The organism is Pseudomonas sp. NPDC089758 (assembly GCF_044748705.1).
GTDB classification, from domain to species: domain Bacteria; phylum Pseudomonadota; class Gammaproteobacteria; order Pseudomonadales; family Pseudomonadaceae; genus Aquipseudomonas; species Aquipseudomonas putida_X.
In genome coordinates this window covers 55,056-81,438 of sequence record NZ_JBIVGN010000005.1, presented here as the reverse complement: position 1 = coordinate 81,438, position 26,383 = coordinate 55,056, and the positions used below count along the sequence as shown (strand labels likewise).

Sequence of the window (26,383 nt, the reverse complement as noted above, 5' to 3'; positions counted from 1 at the left end):
CGGGCCCTGTCGCCGGCAAGCCTGCACCCGCCCGCACTGCCCTGACCGTTGAAACGGTGTGGCAGAAGTGGAAGCAGGCCTGCCGGCGACAGGGCCGGCTGAGCCAGCCTGGCGCTAACGCAACGCCTTGCTCTGCAACACTTCGGATCGGCGCCCCAGCACGTTCTCACTGATCTGCACGAATTCCTCGGTGCTCACCTTCGGCAAGCGCATCAGCGCCTGCGTCACATCATCCAGCGAGCGCTTGGCCTGGGTGTGGATGCGTATTTCCTTGTCCAGCGCCTGCAGCAGCAACACCCCACGGGCAACCTGGGCCGGGCTTGCCCGCTCGCCACGCAGCTGGCTGACCTTGGCACCCTGCTTCTGCAAACGCGCCTGCCACACCTGATAGCGGTCATCGCTCACACCCCCCGCCCGGCGCAGCAACTCGTTGGCGTAATAATCGCTGAGGCTTTGGCCCAGCCAGTCGCTGTCAGCACTCACACGGATCTGCGCAAACAGCTGCACCAGTTCACGCAGCAACGGGCTGTTACCGCTCTCACTGACCATGGGCCGCGCGCTGTGCAGGTACAGCGAGCCCCGCGCTGACATTGCTCCGCGCCACATGCCATCGCGCGCCCCCACCAGCAGCAACTTTGCCGGGTCGCGGGGGAATACGGCCTGCAGGTGCGGCCAGACGAAGGTCAACAGGGTGAGACTGTCCATGCGGCGCATGCCCTGCCCTACCGGTGCCGCCACCGTCACGTCCGTCTCGCCCAGGCGCGCACGTCGGCTGCCAAGGTCGCCGGCCAGCATCCAGCCAGTCGGGCGATCGAACAGGCGCGACACGTTGTCGATACGGAACTTGTCCTTGCCGATACGCGGCCAGGAGGTTTCGATGCTCTTCCAGCCTTCGGGCAGGTCGACCGACAGGCGCGCCACCAGTTCGGTGCCGTCTTGCTGGTCGAGGCGTGCCGGTGGCACCAACTGGTCACCCAGGAACAACGCCCAGTGGGGCGTGATGCGTGAGGAATAGGCGCCGCTGCGCACCTTCTGGTCCAGCTTGACCCGGTAGCTGAGGCTGGTCTTGCCCGCTGCCGGGTGCCACACGCCGCGCTCCCCCTGCGCCTGCCACTGGCCGTCCGCCTGGAAGCCGCTGTACGCCCCCTGCTTGCCCAGGTCGAAGTCCAGGCTACGCACGGCACTGCCGTCTGCCAGGGTCAGGCGCACTTCGGCCTGGCCATTGGCAGGCAGCAGCCGCACCTGATAGTCGAGGTCGACTTTCTTCGCCCAGGCCGGCGAGCAGGCCACGAGGCCCAGCAGGAGCAACAGCTGGCAACGCATACAGAAACTCCTTGTTCCCCAGAGGCGACGGAGGGTGCCGCTCAGCTGGCGCGAAAAATCAGGTGGTCTTCCCAGTCGTCTTCGTCCACATCCTGCTCCCTGAGCATACGCCCGGACTGGGATATGCGCTGTTCATGTACCTGGGTGCGATCGCCACAGACCAGGTGGTGCCAGGCCGGCAGGTCCTTGCCCTCGCTGACCAGGCGATACCCGCAGGTGCTCGGCAGCCACTTGAACTGGTCAGCTTTGCCCGGGGTGAGCTGAATACAATCGGGCACCTGGGCGAAACGGTTGGGGTAATCGCTGCACTGGCAGGTGTTCATGTCCAGCAGCTTGCAGGCGATACGGGTGTAATAGACACTGTTGTCGTCCTCGTCCTCGAGCTTTTGCAGGCAGCAAAGGCCACAGCCGTCACACAACGATTCCCACTCTTGCGGGTCGAGTTGTTCGAGGGTCTTGCGCCGCCAGAACGGCGCGCTTTCAGCGATCATCACACGGGTTTCCTGCATTGGGCCTGCGCCAAGCTTCACGCTGGAGGCTCCAGGCAAATTGCGGCGCATACGGCTTCGTTCTGTGGTTTTGAGCTTGGCGCCATGGCGGCGCCAGTCTAGAGCCTGGCCTTGGGCAATGCCAGACCGCTTGTCAGTGCCCTAGGCTGCAGTTCAATAGCCCCGCGCGAAATCCACTTCGCCACGCAAACCTTGCCCTGCCTGGTAGTGCCGCACGTTCTCGACAAACAACCGTACCATCGCCGCTGGCGAAGTCGGTGCCGAGCTGTGCCCGGTCAGCAACAACCCCCACGCGGTCCAGAACGGGTGACGCTGCGGCAACGGCTCCTGCCGGCACACATCGATCACCGCGCCCGCCAGGTCGCCCTGCTTCAGCGCCTGGACCAGGTCGGCATCGACCACCGCCACACCACGCCCGGCATTGATGAACAGCGCGCTGGGCTGGAAACACTTGAACAGTGCGGCATCATAAAGATCATGGGTTGCCGGCGTATCCGGCAACAGGTTGAGCACGTAATCGGCCTGCCCGACCATCCGCGGCAGATCAGCCAACCCGGCGACCTCGACGAACGGCGCCTGCTCGCGGGGCGTGCTGGCGATGCCATACAGGGTCACGCCAAACGGCAAGAGGCATTCGGCGACACGCTGGCCGATATCGCCGGTGCCCACGATCAGCACCTTGCGCCCTTCGAGCGTCCCCCCCGGGCGGTCGTCCCACCGGCGCTCTACCTGGCTCACCAGGCGAGACAGCACTTCGCGCTCGTGCCCCAGCATGTAGGTGAGCATATACTCGGCCATCACTTGGCCAAAGATGCCGACCGCACGGGTCAGGCGGTAATCACGCGGCAGGCCATCGGCCAGCAAGGGCGTGATGCCGGCCCAGGTCGATTGCATCCAGGCCGGCTTGTGGCCTTGGCGCAGCAGACTCGCCAGCAAGTCTGGCTGGCCCAGCCAGACCGAACACTGGGGTGCCTGCAAGGCCAGCTCGGCGGAATCGCCGCTGGTCAGGATTTCCAGGTCCGGGGCCGCGCCAGCCAGCAGCCGGGCATAATTGGCATGATCCTGCTCAGCGATCAGAACGCGCATCAAAGTGACAACCTTGGCAGACAACGAAGGCGGCCCGGCATGCAGGCCACCTGAGGGTGTGGAGGGATCGTGGCCGGATCAGACCGGGTCGTTACGGCGCAGAAGCTCTTCCGGCAAATGTTCGATGTACTCGTCCTCGGCCGGTGGCATCTGCAGGTGGTAACCCTGGTTATCAAGATTGTCCAGCACCTTGGCGATGTCCTCGCGGGCGAGCTTGCGCTCGGGGCTCAGCACCAGGTCGAAGGCATGTACGGGCGTGCCGAAGAAGGGCAGCAGCGCCTCGGGCACGCGCTCCAGGCCCTCGGCCTTGAGTACGTAGAGGTACATCTCGTTCTTGCGCGGGCTCTTGTAGATCGAGCAGATACGTTTCATCGGGTTTCTCCGGCGCCCGCCAGTTCGTCCAGCAGGGCCTGGCCCATCCGCTCTCGGCGCCAGCCGCGCAGCGAATCGGGCAGTTGATAGGGGCCATTGGGGTAGCCGCTCTTGAGCAAGGCTTCCAGGGCCTTTTTGCGCAGCATCAACTCCGGGGCAATGCCCAGACGCTCGCCTTCGGCCTGGCCGATGGCGCGCAGGCGCTTGAGGATGCCGGCCGCTTCGATCGGAAGCGGTTCGGGCAGCGTCGCCGGCCATTGCTCAGGCGGCAGGCTGGCGGCACGTTTGATCAGCTCGACCAAGCAGGCGCCATCCTGGCGGATGGTGCGCGGATGCATGTCGTCGATCTTGGCCAGGGCCGACAGGTTGTCCGGCTGGTTCTTGGCCATCGGCCACAGCGAGTGCTCCTTGAGAATGCGGTTGCGCGGCACATCGCGGCTGCGTGCTTCACGCTCGCGCCAGGCGCACAGTTCCCGCAGCACCGCCAGTTGCTGGCGGCCCAGCTTCCAGGCCAGCTTCACATCGCGGTACAGGGTTTCGGGCTCGACCTCGCGGCGCAAGGCCGCGACCAGTTCGGCACCGTCTTCCAGCACCCACGCGTACTTGTCGTCCGACAGACGTGGGCGCAGGGCGGCAAACAGTTCGGCCAGGTGGACGGCATCTTCGGCTGCGTAGCTGATCTGGGTGTCCGACAGCGGGCGCTGCAGCCAGTCCGAGCGGGTCTCACCCTTGGGCAGTTCAAGGCCCAGCACTTCCTGAACCAGGCGCGAATAGCCCATGGAGAAGCCCAGGTTCAGGTAGCCCGCGGCCAACTGCGTGTCGAACAGTGGCTGCGGCAGCTTGCCGGTCAGGCGCAGCAGCACTTCGAGGTCTTCGCTGCAGGCGTGCAGCACCTTGACCACACCGCTGTCTTCCAGCAGGTCGGCCAAAGGCTGCCAGTTGCCGATCAGCAACGGGTCGATGAGAAAAGCGCGCTCGCCGTCACCGATCTGGATCAGGCCAGCTTTCGGATAAAAGGTGTCGACCCGCATGAATTCGGTGTCGAGCGCCACGAAGGGCAGTGTGCGCCACCTCTGGCAGAGTTCGGCCAGGGTCTGGTCGTCACGGATCCAGTGTATTTCGATGGCCACGAGGCTCTCCCACAAACATTGGCGCGCAGTATATACGGCGCGGGCACTGCGGGTGAAACCTGACTGACATCCGCGCCGGCCGCCGGGTAGCTTGCGCTGCCGGTCAGCCTGGCAAGCGATGCTTGGCGTAAGGCTCGCGGTCGATATCCAGCACTTCCACACACAATTGCAGGTCTAGGCCAGACTGCGCCGGTATGGCCTCACGCAGTATCTCCAGCAAGCTGGCCGACAATTGTTTCTTTACCTCCGCCGGGCGCCCGCTGAGGATGGCCAGGCGCACATGGGCGAACGCCCGCTCGGCCGGCGCAGTGCCCACCCGGTAATGGGCGAACGCCTGGGCCCGGCTTTTGATGTCTGCCTCATCGGCGAACTGGCCGCTGCCGACCAGGGCGTGATTCAGGCGCAGCAGCAGTACCTCGACATTGAGCTCGCGCAGGTTGTCGCTGTATTCCAGGTTCAGGTGAGGCATGGCACAGGTTCCAGGCGTTGGGGGAAGCGACAGCCTACCCCAGTCCCCTAGCCGCGCAAAGGCGGCTATCCTCAAAGGTCAGGACCTTACTGACAACCCTGACAGAGGTGAAGAAATGCCAGTTCCGCATGATCTGCTCGCTGACTTGCACGTTACCGCCGATGCATTCCAGGCACTGATAGACAAGGACCCGACGCTGCATGCCCTGCACAAGGAATACAACGCCAAAGACAAGGAGGTGGTGGCCGCCGAAGGCAATGGCACCAACGACGATGCCGTCAACCGCCTGCGCAAGGAGCGCCTGCTGATCAAGGACAAGATCGAGCGAATCATTCATCCGCCGAAATCCTGATGGCTTTCTGCTGAATCAACCGCCCTGTCGCCGGCAAGCCGGCTCGCTGGCGACAGGGCCTGCAACCGTTACATGCCAGCCGATGCGTTCAAGGCCCGGTCCAGGTCTTCGATCAGGTCCCGGTAATCCTCGATCCCGATCGACAGCCGCAACAAGCGCTCACTGATGCCCATCAGCCCCTTCTGTTCCGGGCTCAGTGAATTGTGCGACATGCTCCAGGAGTGGTTGATCATGCTCTCCACACCCCCCAACGAGTCGGCCAGGACAAATATCTGCAAGGCCTCCACCAGGCGATTGAGCGCCGCCCGGTCACCGTTCCTGACCTTCATTGCCACCACCGCTCCGCCAGCGCGCATCTGGCGCTTGCACAGTGCGTGCTGCGGGTGGCTTTCCAGCCCCGGGTAATACACCTGCTCGATCTGCGGATGGCTTTCCAGGAAGCGTGCCACCTGCAGGGCATTGGCACACTGACGCTCCATGCGCACGTCGAGGGTTTTCAGGCCGCGCAAGGCCAGGTAACAGTCGAACGGGCCCTGGATCGCCCCCACGGCCATGCTGATCTTGCGCAGGCGCCCCAGCAAGTCATCGTTGGCAGCCACCACCACGCCGCCGGTCAGGTCGGAGTGGCCGCCAATGTATTTGCTGGCCGAATGCATCACCAGGTCCACACCCAGGGTGATTGGCCGCTGGTTCCACGGCGAGCAGAAGGTGTTGTCGATGCAGGTCAGAATACCCCGCGCCCGAGCCAGGTCGCAGACCGCCTTGATGTCGACCAGGTGCAGCAACGGGTTGGTCGGCGACTCGATCCAGATCAGCTGGGTTTCGGGTTTGATCGCCGCCGCTACGGCCGTCACATCGTTGAGGTCGACATAGGTGGTGGTAAGGCCCGAGGTGCGTGCTCGGTAGTCTTCCAGAATGCGGAAGGTGCCGCCGTACACACCGTTCATCACCACCACATGAGCGTCCTTGGGGAGCAGCTCCAGCACCGTGGCGGTGGCGTTTACACCGGAGGCACACGCCACCGCGCCCACACCCTCTTCAAGTGCCGCGACACAACTTTCATAGGCATGCCGGGTCGGGTTGCCCACACGGCTGTAGGCGTATTCCGGGTTGTCATCGAGGCTGCGCTTGATATACGAGCTGGCGGTGTAGATAGGCGGGAAGATCGCGTTGTCGGCGACACTGAACTGCTCACCGGCGTGAATGGTACGGGTGGCGAAATTGCGCGGCTTGTCGGACATGGTCAGGCCCATTTGGCAGATGTAAGTGCGCAACTATCGCACAATCACCTGCCGCCACAACGCCCGTGGTAGCGGGAATTTTTTCTATCGTTGGGGTAATCTGGGGAATATTTTACTGACCGCCAGCGGGTTTCCATGGACAGTTTCGACCAGCACATCCTCACCCTGCTCCAGCGCGACGCGTCGCTCTCGCTCAAGGATTTGGCCGAAGCCGTCAACCTGTCCACCACCCCCTGCTGGAAGCGGGTCAAGCGCCTGGAAGAGGATGGCTACATCCTCGGCCGCGTCGCCCTGCTCGACCCCGAACGCCTGGGCCTGGGCCTGACGGTGTTCGTCCAGCTCAAGACCCAGCGCCACGACAGTGCCTGGCTGGAGCAATTCGCCGAGACGGTGAAAGGCTTTGAGGAGGTGATGGAGTTCTATCGCATGTCCGGGGACTGGGATTACATGCTGCGGGTGGTGGTGGGCGATATCGCTGCCTACGACCGGTTCTATAAAAAGCTGATCACCAGCACCGATGGGCTCTCCAACATCACGTCCAGCTTTGCCATGGAACAGATGAAATACACCACGGCTTACCCGGTCCACAGGCCCTGATCGGTGCCAGCCTCAGCCCCCCTTCACTGCGCCGCCACCGCTTCGATCCGGTTCCCCGCCTTGGCCTTCTCGAGCCGAATCGCAATGAATTTGGAGGTCGGCGTATAGGTGCCTTCGCCGTAACTTTCCAGCGGCACCAGCGGGTTGGTCTCCGGGTAGTAGGCCGCCGCCTGCCCATCGGGGATGTCGTAGGGCACCAGGCGGAACCCCGACACCCGGCGTTCGACACCGTCCTCCCACAGCGACACCAGATCGACATGCTCACCCGGCTCGAAGCCCAGGCGGCGGATGTCGGCCTCGCTGACGAACACCACTTCCCGCAGGCCAAACACGCCCCGGTAACGATCGTCCAGCCCATACAGCGTGGTGTTGTACTGGTCGTGCGAGCGCATCGTCTGCAGGATGAGGTCCGGCTTGTCGCCGCGGGCGAGCACCTGGGCGTTGACCAGATGCTCGGGCAACGGGCTGGCACTGAAGCGCGCCTTGCCGGTTGCCGTGCGCCAGTTGCGCTCGGCAGCACTGTTGCCCAGGTGGAAACCACCTGGGTGCTGCAGCCGCTCATTGAAGTTGGCGAAACCGGGGATGACATCGGCGATCATGCTGCGAATACGGCCATAGTCGGCCACCGCGTATTCCCAATCGATGGGCTTGTTGCCCAGCGTGGCCTTGGCCATGCCGGCGATGATCCAGGGTTCGGACCGCATGTGGGGTGAACGCGGGCGCAGCTGGCCATGGGAGATATGCACCATGCTGAAGGTGTCTTCCACGGTCACGCCCTGCGGCCCGCCGGCCTGCATGTCGATCTCGGTGCGCCCCAGGCAGGGCAGGATCAGCGCATCGCGGCCAGTGACCAGGTGCGAACGGTTGAGTTTGGTGGATATCTGCACCGTCAGCGCACAGTTGCGCAGGGCCGCGTGGGTGCGGGGCGTATCCGGCGTCGCCTGGGCGAAGTTGCCACCCAGCGCGATGAACACCTTGGCGCGCTGTTGCTCCATGGCCTGGATTGCCAGCACCGCGTTATGTCCATGGGCGCGAGGTACGCGGAACTGGAAGCGTTTTTCCAAGGCATCGAGCAACGCCGCCTTGGGTTTCTCGTCGATCCCCATGGTGCGGTCGCCTTGCACGTTGCTGTGGCCACGCACTGGCGAAAGGCCCGCGCCGGGCTTGCCGACGTTGCCGCGCAACAGTTGCAGGTTGACGATTTCCTGCACGGTAGGCACCGAGTGACGGTGCTGGGTGACGCCCATCGCCCAGCACATGATCACCCGCTCGGCCTTGCGGTACATCCGCGCCGCCAGCTCGATTTCGGCCAGGGTCAGGCCGGACTGCTCGACGATATGGTCCCACGAGGTGGCATCCACGGCCGCCAGGTAGGCGTCCACACCGCTGGTATGCGCGGCGATGAAGCCATGGTCGAATACCGCTGGTTCCCCCTTGGCCTGGGCTTCGCGCTCCCATTGCAGCAGGTACTTGGCAATGCCGCGCATGGCCGCCATGTCGCCGCCCAGGGCTGGGCGGAAGTAGGCGGTATTGGTCGGTTCGGAGCCGTTGCTGAGCATTTCGAACGGGTGCTGCGGGTGCTGGAAGCGCTCCAGGCCACGCTCTTTGAGCGGGTTGAAACACACCACCTGGGCGCCGCGCTTGACCGCTTCACGCAGCGGTTCGAGCATGCGCGGGTGGTTGGTACCGGGGTTCTGGCCAATGACGAAGATCGCGTCGGCCAGCTCCAGGTCATGGAACACGACCGTGCCCTTGCCTACGCCGAGGGTTTCCGACATGCCCACGCCACTGGCCTCGTGGCACATGTTCGAGCAGTCGGGGAAGTTGTTGGTGCCGTAGGCGCGGACGAACAGCTGGTAGAGGAATGCCGCTTCGTTGCTGGCCCGGCCGGAGGTGTAGAACTCAGCCTCATCGGGCGAATCCAGCGCCTGCAAGTGCCGGGCGATCAAGGCAAAGGCCTCTTCCCAGGTGGTTTGCACATAGTGATCGGTGGCAGCGTCGTAAAGCATCGGGTGCGTGAGGCGGCCTTGGTATTCGAGCCAGTAGTCGGTCTGGTCCTTCAGCGCGCTTACGCTGTATCTGGCGAAGAAGGCCGGGTCGACCGAGCGACCGGTCGCTTCCCAGTTGACCGCCTTGGCGCCGTTTTCGCAGAACTTGACCATGTCGCTTTCCGGCGACTCGCCCCAGGCGCAGCCGGGGCAGTCGAACCCGCCGTTCTGGTTGGTCTTGAGCATGGCCCGCAGGTTCTTGAAGGCGTTGTCACTGCCCAGCCAGCTCTTGGTCACGCTCTTGAGCGCGCCCCAGCCGGCGGCAGGCCCCTTGTAGTCCCTGATATGTTCGTCCTGGCTCATGCGGTCAATCCTCACGCGGGCATCGAATAGTGCAACGGATCGTGTCGTCCGCTGCTTTTTTCCAGCCTATGGAGACAGTCGGGGGGCCGTCCAATCGAAATGTCTTACGGGGTGATAGGCCGTTTCGATGATGGGGTGCACTTGGCGCCATCCACCGCGGTGGGCCGTGATAGATGAGATTGATCAAACGGTCGGGCAAAGCAATTTGACGGCGAACACCGCAGGTTATAGCGTGGAACCAGTCCCCTCCCTTGCCGAGCGCGAACGTGGAACAGAACAGCCGGGCCCTGATCGACGGCTTCAACCGGAAAATCGACTACCTGCGGATGTCGGTAACAGACCGCTGCGACTTCCGTTGTGTCTATTGCATGGCCGAAGACATGCAGTTCCTGCCGCGCCAGCAGATCCTCAGCCTTGAGGAACTGTTTCAGGTAGCCGAACGTTTCGTCGCCTTAGGCACTCGCAAGATCCGCCTTACCGGTGGCGAGCCGCTGGTACGCCAGGGCATCGTCGACCTGTGCGGGCGCATTGCCGCCCTGCCCGGCCTGCGAGAGCTGTGCATGACCAGCAACGGCTCGCAGCTCCCGCGCCTGGCCCAGCCGCTGTTCGACGCAGGCCTGTCACGCCTGAACATCAGCCTCGACAGCCTCGATGCAGAACGTTTCAAGCAACTGACCCGCACCGGCGACCTGGCCCAGGTGATTGCCGGTATCGACGCGGCCCGCCGCGCGGGGTTTCAGCGCATCAAACTCAATTGCGTGGTGCTCAAGGGGCGTAATGACGATGAGCTGGTCGACCTGGTGCGCTTTGCAATCGACCGCGAACTGGACATCACCTTCATCGAAGAAATGCCGCTGGGCGTGATCAGCGAGCACGAACGCGGCGAGTCGTTCTGCTCCAGCGACGAAGTACGCGCGCGGCTGGCCGAACATTTCACCCTGATCGAATCGACCGAGTCGTCCCAGGGCCCGGCGCGCTACTGGCGCCTGGCAGAAGCGCCGAGCACCCGTGTCGGCTTCATCTCGCCGCACAGCCACAACTTCTGCGCCACCTGCAACCGTGTGCGCCTGACCGTCGAAGGCCGGCTGTTGTTGTGCCTGGGCAATGAACATTCGATGGACCTCAAACAGGTGCTGCGTGCCCACCCGGGTGATGCCGAGCGGCTGGAAAAAGCCATCCGCGATTCGCTGCACCTCAAGCCCTATCGCCATCATTTCGAGGTCGGTGGCGACGTGCAGATCCTGCGCTTCATGAACATGACCGGCGGCTGACCGGCCGTCTCTGGATCGCCATGATCGTCCACTCCCGCCCCGACGTGTTGCGCGTGCTGTTCACCCTCAAGGGTTCGATCGTCAAGCGCATTGCCTTGCGCTGCCTGACGGTCACCTTGCTCGCCGCCCTGATCGTGCTGGTCGAACGCCACTTCCCGGCGTTTTTCTACCCCGTCAGCGCTACCCCCTTCACGCTGCTTGGCCTGTCGCTGTCGATCTTCATGAGCTTTCGCAACAACGCCTGTTACGACCGCTGGTGGGAGGGGCGCAAGGCCTGGGGGAAGATGATCATCGAGGCCCGCTCGTTCATACGTGAAAGCGGGGTGATCACCGATGAAAAGCTGCGCGCCGAGTTGCTGCGCAGCCTGTGCGGCTTTGCCCATGCGCTCAATGCCCGGTTGCGCAATGAGGATGAAGTGGCCGCCGCCCAGCCGTGGCTGGCCAACCCCGCTGCGATCCGCCCGCACAATGTCTGCGACGGTATCTTGCAGGAGGTTGGCGCCCACTGCTCACGCCTGGCCGAGCAGCAGCACATCAGTGAATGGCGCTACAGCCTGTTGGAGCAACGCCTGGTCGGGCTGTCGGAGGTGCAGGCCACCTGCGAGCGGATCAAGGGCACACCGCTGCCCTTCCCCTATACCCTGCTGCTGCACCGTACCATCTACATCTTCTGCCTGCTGCTGCCGTTCGCCCTGGCCGAGCCGCTGGGCTGGCTGGCGCCGCTGTTTACCACCATCGTGGGGTACACCTTCTTCGGGCTGGATGCCATCGGCAATGAACTGGAAGACCCGTTCGGGCGAGACGAGAACGACCTGCCGACCGATGCCATGGTGCGCACGGTCGAGCGGGATGTGCTGGGGGCCTTGGGCGTGGAGCCGCTACCACCGGCGTTGCAGCCAGTGGAGCATGTGCTGAGCTGACTGGCCCTAGCGCCGGGGCTGTTCAACCGCGCGTTGCGCAAGGCGCGATGGGCTTGAGGTGCTTCACAAAATTACAAGGCTGGTGCCGCGCATCCAGTTGCTCTGCCAGGATGCCTTCCCACGCCGTGCGGCAGGCACCGGTAGAACCCGGCAGGCAACACACCAGGGTGCCATTGGCCATCCCGGCCGAGGCGCGGCTCTGCAAGGTCGAGCTACCGACATCGAGAATCGACAACGCGCGGAACAGCTCGCCGAAACCGTCGATACGCCGATCGAACAAGCACTCCACCGCTTCGGGTGTGCTGTCCCGGCCGGTGAAGCCGGTGCCGCCGGTGATCAGCACCACCTGCACCTGGTCATCGGCAATCCAGGTGGCCACCTGGGCGCGAACCTTGTACAGGTCGTCCTTGAGCAGCGCGCGCGCCACCAGGCGATGGCCGACCTGCACCGGGCGGCTGGCGAGCAGCTCACCGGAGGTGTCGTTTTCGTAGGTGCGGGTGTCGCTGACCGTCAGGACGGCGATATTGAGCGGTACGAAGACCGCATCGGGTTGAACACGCACAGAGAGCTCCTTGTATGGCAGGGTCGTTACGCTAGAGGCATGACCAGAGCGCGTCCAATCGATATGCCGTACCGCCCGATCAATGACATCTATCGCTGACTTGGTTAAGGTCAGCACACCAAGGCCCCAGGCACTCCCATGGACATCAAGCAGCTCAAGTTTCTCATCGCCCTCGACCAGACCCGCCACTTCGGCCAGGCCGCGGCGCTGTGCCATATCACCCAGCCGACCCTGTCCATGCGCCTGCGCAACCTGGAGGACGAACTGGACCTGGTGCTGGTCAAGCGCGGCCAACGCTTCGAGGGCTTCACCGAAGCCGGCGAGCGCATCCTGGCCTGGGCCCGCACCCTGCTCGCCGCGCATGATGGCCTGCAGGCCGAGGCGGCCAGTTGCCGTGGCCAAGTGGTTGGTAGCCTGCGCTTGGGCACAGTACCGCTGGCCAGCTTCAACCCCATGCAGTTGCTGCTGCCGCTGCGCGAAAAATACCCGGAGCTGCAGTTTCAGCTCAGCTCCCACAGCACCGAACAGATCATGGATGGCCTGAGCCGCAACCAGCTCGATTTGGGGATCTGCTATCTGGACCAGGTCAACGCCAACTTCTTCGAGGTGATCGAACTGGGCACCACCACCATGGGCCTGCTGCACGATACCCGGCATTTCCAGTTCGAGGCCGACACCTTGCGTTGGGAGGACCTGGGCGATATCCCTCTGGGCCTGCTGAGCAAGGGGATGCACTACCGTCAGTCGCTCGACCTGAGCTTTCGCAGCCGCAGCCTGGAACCCAATGCCGTGCTGGAAAGCGACTCGAGCTTCCAGTTGGTCCAAGCCACCAACACCGGGGTGTGCTGCGCAATCATGCCGCTCGATTGCGGGTTGGAAGACCTGAGCGAGCACATGCGCATCGTCCCGATCACCGACGCCAGCATCCACAGCCCCGTCGGCCTGCTGCTGCGCCGTAGCGAGCCGCGCTCGGCCATTGCCGAACAGTGCTTTGACGAGGCCCGCACCCTGTTTCAACCCTCCTGAGCCGCAGTCGCCTGGCGGTACTGGCGCGGGGTAAAACCGGTGAGTTGCTTGAACTGCCGGCTGAAAGCGCTGTGGTCGGTGTAGCCGCACTGCAGCGCCACTTCGGTGATCGGCAAGTCGCTGTGCAGTAGCCGATGAGCATGTTCCAGCCGCGCCTTGTGAATCATTTGCCGGGGCGTGAGGTGGAACACCCTCTTGCAGTAGCGCTCCAGCTGGGCCACGGAAATACCGGCGATGCGGGTGAGCTCGCCCATACTGATCGGCTGGTGAAAGTGCTGGCGAATGTGCTCGTCCACCGCGGCCAGGCGTTGATAGGCGGGGTGGCTGTCGGCGGCTGATTGCAGGTCGACCGAAATGCCGACCAAGCCGAGTATCTCGCCCGCCTGGTTGTACAGCGGGCGCTTGTGGGTCAGGCACCAGCCTGGTTCACGGCTGCCGTACAGGTGCAACTCAAGCTGGTCTTCCAGCACCAGCCCATCCTTGAGCACGCGGAGGTCCTGCTCGGTATAGCCGGGCCCCAGTTGCGCCGGGAAGACTTCGGCGCTGGTCTTGCCCAACAGCGGTTGCAGGCGCTTGAGGCCGCAGCGCTGGACCAGGGTGTTGTTGGCCAGCACATAGCGGGCATCCGGATCCTTGATGAAGATCGCGGCGTTGGGGATGGCATCGAGGATCGGCAGCAGCAAGGATACCCCCGCGAGCAGGTCCTGCAAGCTAGCGGGGCGATGCTGGTCGAGGTTCTGGTACAGGGCTGCCAGTGTGGCGTCGGCCATCGTTCAACTCTCTGGTAGGGGCACCGGCGCCATCGCCGGCAAAACTCTCAAGCCCTTGAACAACAGGCCCTCCAGCCTATCGAGCCTGGCGAACGGCGCGCCAGCCTTTTCTGCAATTGTGCCGATTTCGTCATCCCCCCTGCAGAAAACCATCAAGAACCGTGGCCCCGTTCGGTCCACTCTATGCCCCACGCAAGCCGTCCAAGACCTACAAGAGCGCGGCCCCAGAAGCCGCACCTGGTGACATCAGACCTGCCTATCCAAAACCTACAAAAAGGCGACCCCATGTCAGGCAAATTCAAGAAACAGCTGTCCTTGCTGGACCTCACGTTCATCGGCCTCGGCGCCATCTTCGGCTCCGGCTGGCTGTTCGCCGCCAGCCACGTGTCGGCCATTGCCGGGCCGGCCGGCATCCTCTCCTGGTTCCTCGGCGGCTTCGCCGTACTGCTACTGGGCATCGTGTACTGCGAGCTCGGCGCCGCGCTGCCACGCGCCGGGGGTGTGGTGCGCTACCCGGTGTACTCGCACGGCCCACTGCTCGGCTACCTGATGGGGTTCATCACCCTGATCGCCTTTTCTAGCCTGATCGCCATCGAAGTGGTCGCCTCTCGCCAGTACGCGGCGGCCTGGTTCCCCGGGCTGACCGAGGCCGGCTCCAGTGACCCCACCGTGCTCGGCTGGTTGGTGCAGTTCGCCCTGCTGGGGCTGTTCTTCTTCCTGAACTACCGCAGCGTCAAGACCTTCGCCAAGGCCAACAACCTGGTCAGCGTGTTCAAGTTCATCGTGCCGCTGCTGGTGATCGGCGTGCTGTTCAGCTTCTTCAAGCCAGAGAACTTCGAGGTCCAGGGCTTCGCCCCGTTCGGCATGTCCGGGGTGGAAATGGCTGTGTCAGCGGGCGGCATCATCTTCGCTTACCTGGGCCTGACACCGATCATCTCGGTGGCAAGTGAAGTCAAGAACCCACAGCGCACCATCCCCATCGCGCTGATCCTCTCCGTGCTGCTGTCCACCGCGATCTATGCGCTGTTGCAACTGGCCTTCCTCGGCAGCGTGCCAACCGAAATGCTGAGTGACGGCTGGGCTGCGGTGACCAAGGAACTGGCCTTGCCCTACCGCGACATCGCCCTGGCACTGGGCGTAGGCTGGCTGGCCTACCTGGTGGTGGCCGATGCGGTGATCTCCCCCAGCGGCTGCGGCAACATCTACATGAATGCCACGCCGCGTGTGGTCTACGGCTGGGCCCAGACCGGCACCTTCTTCAAGTACTTCACCCGCATCGATGCAGAATCCGGCATCCCGCGCCCGGCCCTGTGGTTGACCTTCGGCCTGTCGGTGTTCTGGACCCTGCCGTTCCCCTCGTGGGAAGCGCTGATCAACGTGGTATCCGCTGCCCTGGTCTTGAGCTACGCCGTGGCCCCGGTCACCGTTGCCGCCCTGCGCCGCAATGCGCCACAGATGCCGCGCCCGTTCCGGGTCAAGGGCATGGCCGTACTCGGCCCGCTGTCTTTCATCATCGCCGCGCTGATCGTGTACTGGTCGGGCTGGAACACCGTGTCGTGGCTGCTGGCCCTGCAGATCGTGATGTTCGTGCTGTACCTGCTGTTTGCTCGTTTCGTCCCCACCCAGCACCTGTCGCTGGCCCAGCAGGTGCGCTCCAGCGCCTGGCTGATCGGCTTTTACGCGGTGACCATCCTGCTGTCGTGGCTTGGCAGTTTCGGCGGCCTGGGCGTGATCGGCCACCCGTTTGACACCGTAGTCGTCGCGGCCTGCGCGCTGGGCATCTACTACTGGGGCGCCGCGACTGGCGTGCCTGCCCACCTTGTGCGCCTGGAAGGTGAAGACGAAAGCGAAGCCAGCGCTGACACCTCTACCTGCAACCCTGCTGCCGTTGCTTCCTGATCTTTTACGCAAGGGACAAGCCATGAAACAGATTCACGTCATCGACTCTCACACTGGCGGCGAACCGACCCGCCTGGTGATGAAGGGTTTCCCGCCACTGCACGGCCGCAGCATGGCCGAACAGCGCGACGAACTGCGCGAGCTGCACGACCCATGGCGCCGCGCCTGCCTGCTGGAGCCACGTGGCAACGATGTCCTGGTCGGCGCGCTGTACTGCCCACCGGTTTCGGCCGACGCGACCTGCGGGGTGATCTTCTTCAACAACGCCGGCTACCTGAACATGTGCGGCCACGGCACCATCGGCCTGGTCGCCTCGTTGCAGCACCTGGGCCTGATCGCACCGGGCGTGCACACGATCGACACCCCGGTCGGCCAGGTCAGCGCGACCCTGCATGAAGACGGCGCCATCACCATCGGTAACGTGCCCTCCTACCGCTATCGCCAGCAGGTTGCAGTGGACGTGCCCGGCCATGGCCTGGTGCGCGGCGACATCGCCTGGGGCGGCAACTGGTTCTTCCTCGTTTCCGAACACGGCCAACGTATCGAGCTGGACAACCGTGAGGCCCTGACCGAGTACACCTGGGCCATGCTCAAGGCACTCGAACAGCAGGGCATCACCGGTGAAAACGGCGCAGCCATCGACCACGTCGAACTGTTCGCCGACGACGCCAACGCCGACAGCCGCAACTTCGTGATGTGCCCCGGTAAAGCCTACGACCGCTCACCCTGCGGCACCGGCACCAGCGCCAAGCTTGCCTGCCTGGCCGCCGACGGCAAGCTTGGCGAAGGCCAGACCTGGGTCCAGGCCAGCATCACCGGTAGCCAGTTCCATGCCCGTTACGAGCGCGACGGCGAGCGCATTCGCCCGTTCATCACCGGCCGCGCCTACATGACCGCCGACAGCACGCTGCTGATCGACGAACAAGACCCCTTCGCCTGGGGCATCTGAGCCCCGACGTTTTCGCCCCTTTTCGCCAGGAGTATCAACAATGACTGATAGCATCTTCACCGGCACCATGCCCGCCCTGATGACCCCGTGCACCGCCGCGCGCAAACCGGACTTCGACGCCTTGGTGCGCAAAGGCCGCGAGCTGATCGAGGCCGGCATGAGCGCCGTGGTGTACTGCGGTTCGATGGGCGACTGGCCACTGCTCACCGAAGCCGAGCGCCAGGAGGGTGTGGCCCGCCTGGTGGCCGCCGGCATCCCGACCATCGTCGGCACCGGCGCGGTGAACACCCGTGAAGCGGTCTCTCATGCCGCTCACGCGGCCAAGGTCGGTGCCGCCGGCCTGATGGTCATCCCCCGTGTGCTAAGCCGCGGTGCCTCGCCGATCGCCCAGAAGCACCACTTTTCGGCCATCCTCGCTGCCGCACCCAAGCTGCCAGCGGTGATCTACAACAGCCCCTACTATGGCTTTGCTACACGCGCCGACCTGTTCTTCGAGCTGCGCCGCGAATACCCGAACCTGATCGGCTTCAAGGAGTTCGGCGGTGGTGCCGACCTGCGCTACGCCGCCGAGCACATCACCTCCAAGGATGACGACGTGACCCTGATGGTGGGTGTGGACACCCAAGTGGTGCATGGCTTCGTCAACTGCAACGCCACCGGCGCCATTACTGGCATCGGTAACGCCCTGCCGCGTGAGGTGCTGCACCTGGTAAGCCTGAGCAAGCAGGCGGCCAAGGGCGATGCGCAGGCCCGTCGCCTGGCCCGCGAGCTGGAAGCGGCGCTGGCGGTGCTGTCGTCGTTCGATGAAGGCTGCGACCTGGTGCTGTATTACAAGCACCTGATGGTGCTGAACGGCGACAGCGAGTACAGCCTGCACTTCAACGAAACCGATGTGCTGACCGACGCCCAGCGCAACTATGCCGAACAGCAGTACGCGCTGTTCCGCAACTGGTATGCGAGCTGGTCGGCCGAACAGAACATCGCCTGAGCCGCCAGTGCTTTCTCTGTGGGAGCGGCCTTGCCCGCCCCCACGACGCCCTTGATACCCGAATCTGATTTCCAAGGAGGCTACATGCCCCTCACAGGCAACCTGCTGATCGGCCAAACGCCGGTAACCGGCAGCCGCGAAGCCATCCGCGCCATCGACCCGGCCACCGGCCAGGCGCTGGAACCGGCCTACCTGGGCGCCAGCGATGAGCACGTGGCCCAGGCCTGCGCCCTGGCCTGGGCGGCGTTCGATGCGTACCGCGAAACCACGCTCGAACAACGGGCACAGTTTCTCGAAACCATCGCCACGCAGATCGAAGCGCTGGGCGAGCCCCTGATCGACCGCGCGGTGGCCGAGAGCGGCCTGCCGAAAGCGCGCATCCAGGGCGAGCGTGGCCGTACCTGTACCCAGTTGCGCACCTTCGCCCGTGTAGTGCGGGCCGGTGAATGGCTGGATGTGCGAGTCGACAGCGCCCTGCCAGAACGCCAGCCCTTGCCGCGCGCCGACCTGCGCCAGCGCCAGGTCGCCCTTGGGCCGGTAGCCGTGTTCGGTGCCAGCAATTTCCCGCTGGCCTTCTCGGTGGCCGGTGGCGACACCGCCTCGGCGTTGGCTGCCGGCTGCCCAGTGGTGGTCAAGGCCCATAGCGCCCACCCGGGTACCAGCGAACTGGTTGGCCAGGCAGTAGCGCAAGCGGTGCAGCTGTGCGATTTGCCGGCCGGCGTATTTTCGCTGTTGTATGGCTGCGGCCATGAAGTCGGCGTTGCGCTGGTCAGCGACCCACGCATCAAAGCCGTTGGTTTTACCGGCTCTCGCAGCGGTGGTATCGCGCTGTGCAAGGTGGCCCAGGCACGCCCGGAACCGATCCCGGTGTACGCGGAAATGAGCTCGATCAACCCGGTGTTCCTGTTCCAGGCCGCCCTGCAGGCCCGCGCCGAGGCGCTGGCACAAGGCTTCGTCGCCTCACTGACCCAAGGTGCCGGCCAGTTCTGCACCAACCCCGGCCTGGTGATCGCCCGCCAAGGGCCGGCGTTACAGCGGTTCATCGACGCGGCAAGCGAACACGTTGGCCAGGCCGCTGGGCAAACCATGCTCACACCGGGCATCTTCAGTGCTTACCAAGCCGGTGTCGGTGGCATGGCGGAAAACGCCAATGCCCGGGTTGCGGCCAATGGTCAGGCTGGACAAGGCCCTAACCAATGCCAGGCGCAGTTGTTCGTGACCGAGGCCGAAGCCTTCCTGGCCGACCCAACCTTGCAGGCCGAGGTGTTCGGCCCATCGTCACTGGTGGTGGCCTGCGCGAGCGATGAACAGGTACGCCAGGTGGCTGAGCATCTGGAGGGCCAATTGACCGCGACCTTGCAACTGGACGATGCCGACATCGACCGCGCCCGCGCGCTGTTGCCAACCCTTGAACGCAAGGCCGGGCGCATTCTGGTCAATGGCTGGCCGACCGGTGTCGAGGTGTGCGATGCCATGGTCCACGGCGGGCCGTTCCCGGCCACCTCCGATGCCCGCACCACCTCGGTGGGCACGGCGGCGATCCTGCGCTTCCTGCGCCCGGTGTGCTACCAGGACTTCCCCGATGCGCTGCTGCCGCCGGCGTTGAAACACGGCAACCCGCTGCAGCTGCGGCGCCTGCTCGACGGCACCCGGGAAGGCTGAACATGGTCGACACCTCTGAAGCCGACATCGCCGTGGTCGGCGCCGGCATTGTCGGCGTCGCCTGCGCCCTGCAACTGGCCCGCCAGGGGCGCCAGGTCGTGCTGTTCGACCGCCAACCGCCCGGCCACGGAGCCTCGTACGGCAACGCCGGGCACCTGGCCACCGAGCAGGTGTTCCCCATCGCCGACCTATCGATACTCAAGCGCCTGCCACGCATGCTGCTGGACCCGATGGGCCCACTGCGGTTGGACTGGAAATACCTGCCCAAGGCCCTGCCCTGGTTCGCCCGCCTGCTGCTCAACCTGCGCCCGGAGCCACTCCAGCGCAGCGTGGCCGGCATCCGTACGTTGAACGAAGGCAGTCTGGGCGCCTGGCAGCGTTTGCTCGGCTCCATCGGCCGCAGCGAGCTGTTCAAGGAAGACGGCTCGTTATTGGTGTTCGAGCGCGCCGATTCGCGCTCGGCTCTGGAGGCGTTGTTGGCCCGGATGCAGCAACAGGCGGTGCCGGCCGAATTCTGGTCGGCCGACACGGTGCGCGCTGCTGCGCCGGAGTTGACCCCGTCCATCCTCGGTGGCTTGTTTTTCCCCCGCACCGGGCATTTCATCGACCCTTACCGTGTAGTCATTGAGTTGTTCGAAGCCGCCAAGGCGGCTGGCGTACGCTTCGTCCAGGCGCAGGTCGATGGCGGGCAACTCAATGGCAATGGCGTGCAGCTCAACAGCGTTCAGGGTACGTTCCACGCGCGCCAGGTGCTGATCAGTTGCGGCGCGCACTCAGCGCAACTGACCACGGCTCTGACCGGCATAAGCGTCCCGCTGGATACCGAGCGTGGCTATCACCTGATGCTGCCTGGCGAGCACCAGCGCTTGCCATTCGCCGTCACCTCGCTGGAGCGCAAGTTCATCATGACGCCGATGGCCGAGGGCTTGCGCCTGGCTGGCACGGTGGAGTTCGCCGGGCTCGATGCACCGCCGAGCATGCAGCGGGCGTGGCAGTTGCACCGCTTGAGCAAGGGTTTGTTCCAGCGCGAATTGAATGCCGAAGGCGCGACGCCGTGGATGGGGTTTCGGCCTTCGCTGCCGGATTCGCTGCCGGTGATCGACCGGGTGTGTGATGGGCGCGTGCTGTTAGCGTTTGGGCATCAGCACCTGGGCTTGACCCAGGCGGCGGTGACAGCGGAATGGGTGGGTGGGTTGGCTGAACGGGAGCCTCGGGCCGAGTTGAAGCGTTACCGGCTGGATCGGTTTTGAGACGGGGCCGCTGTGCGGCCCCTGCAGCAATCAGCGATAACGCTCAAGCCAGTGCGCGTAAGGCGCAGGCAACGTCCACGAAGCTTTGTCGACGCCCAGTTCCTTGGCCGCGAAATATGCCCAGTGCGGGTCGGCCAGGTGCGCACGCCCCACCGACACCAGGTCGAGCTGATTGGCCTTCAACGCCCCCTCCGCCAACTGCGGCGTACCGAAGCCCCACGCCGAAGTCACTGGCAAACCCGCCTCACGACGCACACGTTCAGCGATCGGCCCCATAAAGGCCGGGCCCCATGGAATGTTGGTTTCCGGGATGGTGAAGCCAACGCTGACACTGAGCAGGTCCAGACCACCAGCCTTGAACAGCCGGGCCAACTCGATGGACTCCTCCAGCGTCTGCTCATCACGGCCGTCGTATTCCAGCACGCCAAAGCGGGCGGTCAACGGCAGGTTTTCCGGCCACACCTCGCGCACGGCTGCCAGGGTTTCCAGCAGGAAGCGGCTGCGGTTCTCGAAGTTGCCGCCGTAGGCATCGGTGCGCTGGTTGGAGTGCTCGGAGAAGAAGCTCTGCCCCAGGTACCCGTGAGCGAAGTGCAGCTCGATCCATTCAAAGCCTGCATCACGCGCCCGGCGTGCCGCATCGACGAAGTCCTGCTTGACCCGGGCAATGTCGTCCACGGTCATTTCACGTGGCACTTTCGGCAGGTTGGCGCCGAAAGCGATGGCCGACGGGGCGATGGTGGCCCAGCCTCGCGCGTCATCCGCAGCGATATGGTCGTCACCTTCCCACGGGCGGTTGGCACTGGCCTTGCGCCCCGCGTGGGCAATCTGGATGCCCGGCACCGAGCCTGCCGCCTTGATCGCCTGCACCACCGGCACGAAGGCCTGGGCATGGGCGTCGCTCCAGATACCGGCACAACCAGGGGTGATGCGCCCTTCTGGCGCCACCGCAGTGGCCTCGACCACCAGCAGGCCGGCGCCACCACGGGCCAGGCCAGCATAATGCACCTGATGCCAATCGTTGATGACACCGTCCTCGGCCATGTACTGGCACATCGGCGGAATGGCGATGCGGTTACGCAAGGTCACGTCTTTGAGGGTATAGGGTTCGAACAGTGCAGACATGGAAAACTCCGGGGTCATCCGAATACGATAGTTCGATCATAATCGAACTATGGCAATTAATGAAACCCCCGTTATCATGACGCCCATGCGAGCCTACAAACATCCCACCGCTGAAGACCTGATCCTCGAGCGCCTGCTGTATGCGCTGAGCGACCCTGTACGTATGGAAATCGTGCGCCACCTGGCGGGCGTGGCGGAAGCCAGCTGCGGCGAGCTGGACGGTGGCCGGCCGAAGTCCAGCATGTCCCATCATTTTCGTGTGCTGCGCGATGCGGGGCTGGTGCAGACACGCAATGTGGGCACCACGCATATGAACTCACTGCGCAGCGAAATGCTCGAGGCACGCTTCCCCGGTTTGCTGGAGTGCATTTTGCGTCAGCGCTGAGCCAAGGCTGACAGCGCGGCCGGAACAGGCAAAAAAAAACCACGAGGTCTCCCCCGTGGCTTTTCGTTCACAACACTAACGCTTACAGCGCCATGTCGTTCTCTGGCTTGCTTTCAACCGGCTGGCTGGCACCTGTGCTGGTTTCGACGCTCTGGTCGATGACCGGCGGCTTCTGCAGCTGCAGGACTTCAGCGGTGTAGTTCCACTCTTTCTGCGTGGCCGCTGCCGAATCGTTGAGCTTGGTGCCGTAGCTCGGCACGATCTCTTTGATCTTGGCTTGCCATTGCGGGGTGGCGACTTTGTCTTTGAACACGGTTTCCAGCACGTGCAGCATGATCGGCGCAGCGGTCGAGGCACCTGGCGATGCGCCCAGCAAGCCGGCGATGGTGCGGTCTTGCGAGGCCACCACTTCGGTACCCAGCTTGAGCACGCCGCCCTTGTCGGCGTCACGCTTGATGATCTGCACGCGCTGACCGGCCTGCCACAGCTTCCAGTCTTCCTTCTTGGCGTTCGGGAAGTAGGTGCGCAGCGCTTCGAAGCGGTCGTCGTCCGACAGCATCAGCTGGCCAGCGAGGTACTCGACCAGCGGGTACTGATCGATGCCGACCTTGGTCATCGGCCACACGTTGTGCATCGTGGTGCTGCTGAGCAGGTCCAGGTACGAACCGTTCTTCAGGAACTTGGTCGAGAAGGTGGCGAATGGCCCGAACAGGATCACGCGCTTGCCGTCCAGCACACGGGTGTCCAGGTGCGGTACCGACATGGGTGGCGCGCCCGTCGAGGCGATGCCATAGGCCTTAGCCATGTGCTGCATGGCGATGGTCGGGTTCTCGGTCACCAGGAACGAACCGCCGACCGGGAAGCCTGCGTATTCCTTGGCTTCAGGAATGCCCGATTTCTGCAGCAACTTCAGCGCGCCGCCGCCGGCACCGATGAACAGGAACTTGGCGTCGGTGGCCGACTCGGTTCCGTCCTTCAGGTTCTTGTACTCGACGTGCCAGGAGCCGTCTTCGTTGCGGGTGATGTCCTGGACTTCGCTGGACAGCTTCAAGGTGAAGTTGTCCTGGGTCTTCAGGTGGCCGACGAACTGGCGGGTGATCTCGCCGAAGTTGACGTCGGTGCCCAATGGCGTCCAGGTCACGGCCAGCTTCTGGTTCGGGTCGCGGCCTTCCATCATCAGCGGGACCCACTTGGCGATCTGCGCGTGGTCCTCGGAGTACTCCATCGAGCGGAACAGCGGGCTCGCCTGCAGCGCGTCATAACGCTTCTTGAGGAACTTGATGTTGTCATCGCCCCACACGAAGCTCATGTGCGGAGTGGTGTTGATGAACGAATGCGGGTTCTTCAGCACGCCCTGACGGACCTGCCACGACCAGAACTGGCGGGAGATCTGGAAGGCTTCGTTGATTTCGATGGCCTTGGAGATGTTGACGTTGCCGTCTTTGTCTTCCGGGGTGTAGTTCAGCTCAGCCAGCGCGGAGTGGCCGGTGCCGGCGTTGTTCCAGCCGTTGGAGCTTTCTTCGGCGACGCCATCCAGGCGCTCGACCATTTCCATCGACCAGCTTGGCTCCAGCTCGTGCAGCCACACGGCCAGGGTGGAGCTCATGATGCCGCCGCCGACCAGCAGCACATCGACTTTTTTGGTTTCTGCGGCGTGCGCTTGCATGAAGCTCGCAGCGACAGCCAAACCCAGCAAGGTTTTGCCAGCTTTCTTGAACATTGATCAATTCCAGTCTGTAGAACGGAGGACGGGCCTGTGGCTGGCCCAGGTGCTTCGTGTTCTTGTGCGCAGGCTTTTTGTGATCATTGTTCAGCGGCTTAAAGAACCAGAAAACGACCCAGGCTTTTGTCGTATTGACCGACAGGGCTGAATCGTTTCGCTGATTGTATCTGAAATGCCAGCACAAACAAATTGCGAGCGGGTAAGCAAGGCGGCAGGTTGTCCCAGCGGCAGGTTGTCACGCCAGAAACACAAAAGCCCCCAGCCATGTGCATGACTGGGGGCTTTGGAGCAGCTCAGCGCGTTTCGGTAGCCCGTTGAAAGACGCAATACTGCAGGCCAACTTACGCCGCAGGCCTGCATCGATAAGATCACCCTGCAGCGGTTGATGCTGAGAGCAATCGTTACATATCAAATGCCGAAGGCAGCACAATCATGTCCCGAATAGTCACATTACGCGGACGCGTGAGCATGTACATGACTGCATCGGCTATGTCGGATGGTTCGATCAGGCTACCGCTCGCCTTGGCCTTTTTCAGGTTTTCTTCCGGCCAATCGGCCAGCAGTGCACTGCTGACCGGGCCAGGCGACACGGCGCCGACCCGGATACCGTGAGCCTTGACCTGGCGGCGTACCGTCTGCACGAAGCAGTTGACCGCCCACTTGGAGGCCGAGTACACCGGCTCCCAGGGAACCGGAAAGTGACCAGCCACCGAGCCTGTGACCAGAATGTCGCCCGTGCCCCTCTCAATCATGTGCGGCAACACATCATGCACATTCTTGATCACGGCATTGACGTTGAGATTCAGCATGCGGTCGATGGCCGCCACATCCGTATCAGCCAGATCACCGCCCACGTAGCAACCTGCGTTGGCATACAGAATGTCGAGTTGGCCGGCCTTCGCCAGCACCCCCGGCAGCAACGTTGCACAGCGTTCAGGCACCAGCAGGTCGATCACAAGCGGCATGGCCGCCTTACCCAGGCGCTCACATGCGCTGGCCAATGCGGCTTCATCCCGATCGATCATGACCACCCTGGCGCCGGCCGCCACCATCGCCTCGGCCGATGCCAGGCCTATTCCTGACGCAGCGCCGGTAACCGCTGCCACTTTACCTTCGAGTTGCGTTGCCATTCGCCACCTCCCTGCCCCTGACGTACAAGAGCACTTTGATTATTTTTATGTAGACGTTTACATATCACTCAACTCGATTTCGAGTTCAATCTGACGCCACTTGTGCGCCAAATGTCAACGTCTACATTTTTAACCAGATATGTACCTGCCTACCGTTGGAGGTCAGAGCAGTAGCTGCCCTTCAATGACCTGATCGCGCAGCGGTTGCGACGGATCGTCGATCTGGCCAAGCAACAGGTTGATTGCGCCAACCCCCAACTCGACGCTGCTATGGCTGATGCAAGGGATGGGTTGGCCGTAGATCTCGGCATAGTGCACCTGGTCGATGCTGAACAGTGCGATGTCATTGCGGCTCAAGCCAACCTCGCGCATGGCCTGCAGCGCACCCAAGGTCATGAGCGCATTGAGGCCAAAGATGACATCGGGCCACTTGCCACTTTGCAGGTAGTCACGCACCACATCACGTGCTGGCGCCTGGGTGTAATCACCATGCACGACCTCCAGCACGGTGGGCTCTGGCCACTGCTCCAACGCGCGGCGAATGCCTGCCAACCGCGCCAGGGAAATCTTTGAGCGTTGCGGCCCAGCCACGACCAGCAGCCGGCGCCGCCCTTGGGCCAACAAGGCACGAGCCCCCTGATAACCGCTTTGCTCGTTGTCCAGATAAACGCCGGCAAACGGCGCACCGGTAAGCTGCCGATCGATCTGGACGACCGGGATGGCGGCCATCTCCAGCTTGGCCAGATAGCTCGGCTGGTAATGGTCGTCGTCGCTGATCACCGAGAGGATCAGCCCGGCAACCTGATAGCTGAGCAGCGTGTCGATAGCCCGCGCCTCCAGCTCTGGTGAGCCATCGGTATCGAATAGCATCAAGGTATAGTCGCGCTTCTTCGCCTCGCGCGTTATCGCCTTGATGATCTCGCCGTAGAACGGGTTTTCCAGGCTTGCCGTGACCAGGCCCAGCAGGCGGCTCTCGCGGTTCTTGAGGTTGCGGGCAAAGGCATTGGGCACATAGTTGAGCTCTTTGGCCACCTTGAGGATGAGCTCCAGCGTCTGCTTCTTGACCTTCTCTGGCTGGTTGAGCGCCCGCGACACTGTGACAGTAGTCATGTTCACGCGCTTGGCGATGTCGGTGATGGTGGCTTTGCCTGGTCTGGTCATGAACGCTCGATGGTGGCTGGCTGCGGGCGCCATGATTTTCAGCGATTGTACTCCAGGCCACAACCGTGCCATGCATATTGTGGTGACAATTGCGTTGTGCTAGCGTTTTAAAATGTTGACGTTGACATTTGCAAC

The 26,383-nt window shown here is 63.5% G+C and carries 25 protein-coding genes; 11 read left to right on the top strand and 14 right to left on the bottom strand.

Annotated elements, in window-relative coordinates:
* Positions 1-114: 114 nt before the first annotated feature.
* From ACIPZH_RS08740 to ACIPZH_RS08715, 6 genes are all read right to left on the bottom strand, one after another.
* Positions 115-1,323 (bottom strand): hypothetical protein, encoded by a 1,209-nt coding sequence (locus tag ACIPZH_RS08740; protein WP_400635949.1) that lies wholly within the window; start codon positions 1,321-1,323, stop codon positions 115-117.
* Positions 1,324-1,364: 41 nt separating this feature from the next.
* Positions 1,365-1,814: a YcgN family cysteine cluster protein gene (locus tag ACIPZH_RS08735; RefSeq protein WP_241806017.1), complete on the bottom strand. Its 450-nt coding sequence runs from the start codon at positions 1,812-1,814 to the stop codon at positions 1,365-1,367.
* A gap of 171 nt (positions 1,815-1,985) precedes the next feature.
* Positions 1,986-2,918, bottom strand: a complete 933-nt coding sequence (locus ACIPZH_RS08730) for a D-2-hydroxyacid dehydrogenase (RefSeq protein ID WP_400635948.1) — start codon at positions 2,916-2,918, stop codon at positions 1,986-1,988.
* Between the two features lie 78 nt (positions 2,919-2,996).
* Positions 2,997-3,290, bottom strand: a complete 294-nt coding sequence (locus ACIPZH_RS08725) for a YcgL domain-containing protein (protein WP_241806015.1) — start codon at positions 3,288-3,290, stop codon at positions 2,997-2,999.
* Positions 3,287-4,420: a ribonuclease D gene (gene rnd / locus ACIPZH_RS08720; protein ID WP_241806014.1), complete on the bottom strand. Its 1,134-nt coding sequence runs from the start codon at positions 4,418-4,420 to the stop codon at positions 3,287-3,289. The genes ACIPZH_RS08725 and rnd overlap by 4 nt, the downstream gene beginning before the upstream one ends.
* Before the next feature lie 103 nt (positions 4,421-4,523).
* A complete protein-coding gene (locus tag ACIPZH_RS08715) occupies positions 4,524-4,889 on the bottom strand; it encodes a 5-carboxymethyl-2-hydroxymuconate Delta-isomerase (RefSeq protein ID WP_400635947.1) in 366 nt (121 codons plus the stop codon).
* 115 nt (positions 4,890-5,004) lie between these two features.
* Between ACIPZH_RS08715 and ACIPZH_RS08710 the strand changes: the two genes are divergently transcribed.
* Positions 5,005-5,241, top strand: coding sequence for a YdcH family protein (locus ACIPZH_RS08710; protein WP_241806012.1), 237 nt, complete (start codon positions 5,005-5,007; stop codon positions 5,239-5,241).
* 68 nt (positions 5,242-5,309) lie between these two features.
* On the opposite strand, the gene ACIPZH_RS08705 is transcribed toward ACIPZH_RS08710, so the two are convergent.
* Entirely contained in the window at positions 5,310-6,494 is a 1,185-nt protein-coding gene (locus ACIPZH_RS08705; protein ID WP_400636082.1) for a trans-sulfuration enzyme family protein, read from the bottom strand.
* A gap of 123 nt (positions 6,495-6,617) precedes the next feature.
* Between ACIPZH_RS08705 and ACIPZH_RS08700 the strand changes: the two genes are divergently transcribed.
* Positions 6,618-7,079: an Lrp/AsnC family transcriptional regulator gene (locus tag ACIPZH_RS08700; protein WP_241806011.1), complete on the top strand. Its 462-nt coding sequence runs from the start codon at positions 6,618-6,620 to the stop codon at positions 7,077-7,079.
* Between the two features lie 23 nt (positions 7,080-7,102).
* Here ACIPZH_RS08700 and ACIPZH_RS08695 read toward each other — a convergent pair whose 3' ends face one another.
* A complete protein-coding gene (locus ACIPZH_RS08695) occupies positions 7,103-9,430 on the bottom strand; it encodes an FdhF/YdeP family oxidoreductase (RefSeq protein WP_400635946.1) in 2,328 nt (775 codons plus the stop codon).
* A 266-nt stretch (positions 9,431-9,696) separates the two neighbouring features.
* Here ACIPZH_RS08695 and moaA point away from each other — a divergent pair, with 266 nt between their 5' ends.
* Both moaA and ACIPZH_RS08685 read left to right on the top strand, forming a co-directional pair.
* Entirely contained in the window at positions 9,697-10,701 is a 1,005-nt protein-coding gene (gene moaA / locus ACIPZH_RS08690; protein WP_241806009.1) for a GTP 3',8-cyclase MoaA, read from the top strand.
* 20 nt (positions 10,702-10,721) lie between these two features.
* Complete coding sequence (locus ACIPZH_RS08685; protein ID WP_400635945.1) at positions 10,722-11,621, top strand: bestrophin family protein; 900 nt, start codon at positions 10,722-10,724, stop codon at positions 11,619-11,621.
* A 22-nt stretch (positions 11,622-11,643) separates the two neighbouring features.
* On the opposite strand, the gene moaB is transcribed toward ACIPZH_RS08685, so the two are convergent.
* Entirely contained in the window at positions 11,644-12,183 is a 540-nt protein-coding gene (moaB, locus tag ACIPZH_RS08680; protein ID WP_400635944.1) for a molybdenum cofactor biosynthesis protein B, read from the bottom strand.
* A gap of 138 nt (positions 12,184-12,321) precedes the next feature.
* Between moaB and ACIPZH_RS08675 the strand changes: the two genes are divergently transcribed.
* Positions 12,322-13,209, top strand: a complete 888-nt coding sequence (locus tag ACIPZH_RS08675; protein ID WP_400635943.1) for a LysR family transcriptional regulator — start codon at positions 12,322-12,324, stop codon at positions 13,207-13,209.
* Here the strand turns inward: ACIPZH_RS08675 and ACIPZH_RS08670 are convergent.
* Positions 13,197-13,979 (bottom strand): helix-turn-helix domain-containing protein, encoded by a 783-nt coding sequence (locus ACIPZH_RS08670; protein ID WP_400635942.1) that lies wholly within the window; start codon positions 13,977-13,979, stop codon positions 13,197-13,199. The two genes, ACIPZH_RS08675 and ACIPZH_RS08670, sit on opposite strands and share 13 nt — an antisense overlap.
* A gap of 285 nt (positions 13,980-14,264) precedes the next feature.
* Here ACIPZH_RS08670 and ACIPZH_RS08665 point away from each other — a divergent pair, with 285 nt between their 5' ends.
* The 5 genes from ACIPZH_RS08665 to ACIPZH_RS08645 all read left to right on the top strand — a co-directional run bounded on the left by ACIPZH_RS08665 (position 14,265) and on the right by ACIPZH_RS08645 (position 20,727).
* The gene (locus ACIPZH_RS08665; RefSeq protein WP_400635941.1) at positions 14,265-15,878 is read left to right on the top strand and encodes an APC family permease; all 1,614 of its coding nucleotides are present in this window, start codon (positions 14,265-14,267) and stop codon (positions 15,876-15,878) included.
* Between the two features lie 22 nt (positions 15,879-15,900).
* Entirely contained in the window at positions 15,901-16,827 is a 927-nt protein-coding gene (locus ACIPZH_RS08660; RefSeq protein ID WP_241806003.1) for a 4-hydroxyproline epimerase, read from the top strand.
* A 40-nt stretch (positions 16,828-16,867) separates the two neighbouring features.
* Positions 16,868-17,815 (top strand): dihydrodipicolinate synthase family protein, encoded by a 948-nt coding sequence (locus ACIPZH_RS08655; RefSeq protein ID WP_400635940.1) that lies wholly within the window; start codon positions 16,868-16,870, stop codon positions 17,813-17,815.
* Between the two features lie 84 nt (positions 17,816-17,899).
* A complete protein-coding gene (locus ACIPZH_RS08650) occupies positions 17,900-19,477 on the top strand; it encodes an aldehyde dehydrogenase (NADP(+)) (RefSeq protein WP_400635939.1) in 1,578 nt (525 codons plus the stop codon).
* Positions 19,478-19,479: 2 nt separating this feature from the next.
* Positions 19,480-20,727: an NAD(P)/FAD-dependent oxidoreductase gene (locus ACIPZH_RS08645; RefSeq protein WP_400635938.1), complete on the top strand. Its 1,248-nt coding sequence runs from the start codon at positions 19,480-19,482 to the stop codon at positions 20,725-20,727.
* 30 nt (positions 20,728-20,757) lie between these two features.
* Here the strand turns inward: ACIPZH_RS08645 and xenA are convergent, their stop codons facing one another.
* On the bottom strand, positions 20,758-21,849 hold the full coding sequence (gene xenA, locus ACIPZH_RS08640) for a xenobiotic reductase XenA (RefSeq protein ID WP_400630205.1): 1,092 nt from the start codon (positions 21,847-21,849) through the stop codon (positions 20,758-20,760).
* Positions 21,850-21,898: 49 nt separating this feature from the next.
* On the opposite strand from xenA, the gene ACIPZH_RS08635 reads away from it, so the two are divergent.
* Positions 21,899-22,234: a helix-turn-helix transcriptional regulator gene (locus ACIPZH_RS08635; protein WP_267818067.1), complete on the top strand. Its 336-nt coding sequence runs from the start codon at positions 21,899-21,901 to the stop codon at positions 22,232-22,234.
* Positions 22,235-22,316: 82 nt separating this feature from the next.
* Here the strand turns inward: ACIPZH_RS08635 and mqo are convergent, their stop codons facing one another.
* The 3 genes from mqo to ACIPZH_RS08620 all read right to left on the bottom strand — a co-directional run bounded on the left by mqo (position 22,317) and on the right by ACIPZH_RS08620 (position 26,248).
* The gene (gene mqo / locus ACIPZH_RS08630) at positions 22,317-23,954 is read right to left on the bottom strand and encodes a malate dehydrogenase (quinone) (RefSeq protein WP_267818069.1); all 1,638 of its coding nucleotides are present in this window, start codon (positions 23,952-23,954) and stop codon (positions 22,317-22,319) included.
* Positions 23,955-24,358: 404 nt separating this feature from the next.
* The gene (locus tag ACIPZH_RS08625) at positions 24,359-25,087 is read right to left on the bottom strand and encodes an SDR family oxidoreductase (RefSeq protein WP_400635937.1); all 729 of its coding nucleotides are present in this window, start codon (positions 25,085-25,087) and stop codon (positions 24,359-24,361) included.
* Positions 25,088-25,249: 162 nt separating this feature from the next.
* Complete coding sequence (locus ACIPZH_RS08620; protein ID WP_241805995.1) at positions 25,250-26,248, bottom strand: LacI family DNA-binding transcriptional regulator; 999 nt, start codon at positions 26,246-26,248, stop codon at positions 25,250-25,252.
* Between the last annotated feature and the right edge of the window lie 135 nt (positions 26,249-26,383).

Bases quoted from the DNA above. Each gene is read 5' to 3' on its own strand.
- ACIPZH_RS08740 (WP_400635949.1), bottom strand. From the start codon at position 1,323: ATGCGTTGCCAGCTGTTGCTCCTGCTGGGCCTCGTGGCCTGCTCGCCG.
- ACIPZH_RS08735 (WP_241806017.1), bottom strand. From the start codon at position 1,814: ATGATCGCTGAAAGCGCGCCGTTCTGGCGGCGCAAGACCCTCGAACAA.
- ACIPZH_RS08730 (WP_400635948.1), bottom strand. From the start codon at position 2,918: ATGCGCGTTCTGATCGCTGAGCAGGATCATGCCAATTATGCCCGGCTG.
- ACIPZH_RS08725 (WP_241806015.1), bottom strand. From the start codon at position 3,290: ATGAAACGTATCTGCTCGATCTACAAGAGCCCGCGCAAGAACGAGATG.
- ACIPZH_RS08715 (WP_400635947.1), bottom strand. From the start codon at position 4,889: ATGCCTCACCTGAACCTGGAATACAGCGACAACCTGCGCGAGCTCAAT.
- ACIPZH_RS08710 (WP_241806012.1), top strand. From the start codon at position 5,005: ATGCCAGTTCCGCATGATCTGCTCGCTGACTTGCACGTTACCGCCGAT.
- ACIPZH_RS08705 (WP_400636082.1), bottom strand. From the start codon at position 6,494: ATGGGCCTGACCATGTCCGACAAGCCGCGCAATTTCGCCACCCGTACC.
- ACIPZH_RS08700 (WP_241806011.1), top strand. From the start codon at position 6,618: ATGGACAGTTTCGACCAGCACATCCTCACCCTGCTCCAGCGCGACGCG.
- ACIPZH_RS08695 (WP_400635946.1), bottom strand. From the start codon at position 9,430: ATGAGCCAGGACGAACATATCAGGGACTACAAGGGGCCTGCCGCCGGC.
- ACIPZH_RS08685 (WP_400635945.1), top strand. From the start codon at position 10,722: ATGATCGTCCACTCCCGCCCCGACGTGTTGCGCGTGCTGTTCACCCTC.
- ACIPZH_RS08675 (WP_400635943.1), top strand. From the start codon at position 12,322: ATGGACATCAAGCAGCTCAAGTTTCTCATCGCCCTCGACCAGACCCGC.
- ACIPZH_RS08670 (WP_400635942.1), bottom strand. From the start codon at position 13,979: ATGGCCGACGCCACACTGGCAGCCCTGTACCAGAACCTCGACCAGCAT.
- ACIPZH_RS08665 (WP_400635941.1), top strand. From the start codon at position 14,265: ATGTCAGGCAAATTCAAGAAACAGCTGTCCTTGCTGGACCTCACGTTC.
- ACIPZH_RS08660 (WP_241806003.1), top strand. From the start codon at position 15,901: ATGAAACAGATTCACGTCATCGACTCTCACACTGGCGGCGAACCGACC.
- ACIPZH_RS08655 (WP_400635940.1), top strand. From the start codon at position 16,868: ATGACTGATAGCATCTTCACCGGCACCATGCCCGCCCTGATGACCCCG.
- ACIPZH_RS08650 (WP_400635939.1), top strand. From the start codon at position 17,900: ATGCCCCTCACAGGCAACCTGCTGATCGGCCAAACGCCGGTAACCGGC.
- ACIPZH_RS08645 (WP_400635938.1), top strand. From the start codon at position 19,480: ATGGTCGACACCTCTGAAGCCGACATCGCCGTGGTCGGCGCCGGCATT.
- xenA (WP_400630205.1), bottom strand. From the start codon at position 21,849: ATGTCTGCACTGTTCGAACCCTATACCCTCAAAGACGTGACCTTGCGT.
- ACIPZH_RS08635 (WP_267818067.1), top strand. From the start codon at position 21,899: ATGGCAATTAATGAAACCCCCGTTATCATGACGCCCATGCGAGCCTAC.
- mqo (WP_267818069.1), bottom strand. From the start codon at position 23,954: ATGTTCAAGAAAGCTGGCAAAACCTTGCTGGGTTTGGCTGTCGCTGCG.
- ACIPZH_RS08625 (WP_400635937.1), bottom strand. From the start codon at position 25,087: ATGGCAACGCAACTCGAAGGTAAAGTGGCAGCGGTTACCGGCGCTGCG.
- ACIPZH_RS08620 (WP_241805995.1), bottom strand. From the start codon at position 26,248: ATGACCAGACCAGGCAAAGCCACCATCACCGACATCGCCAAGCGCGTG.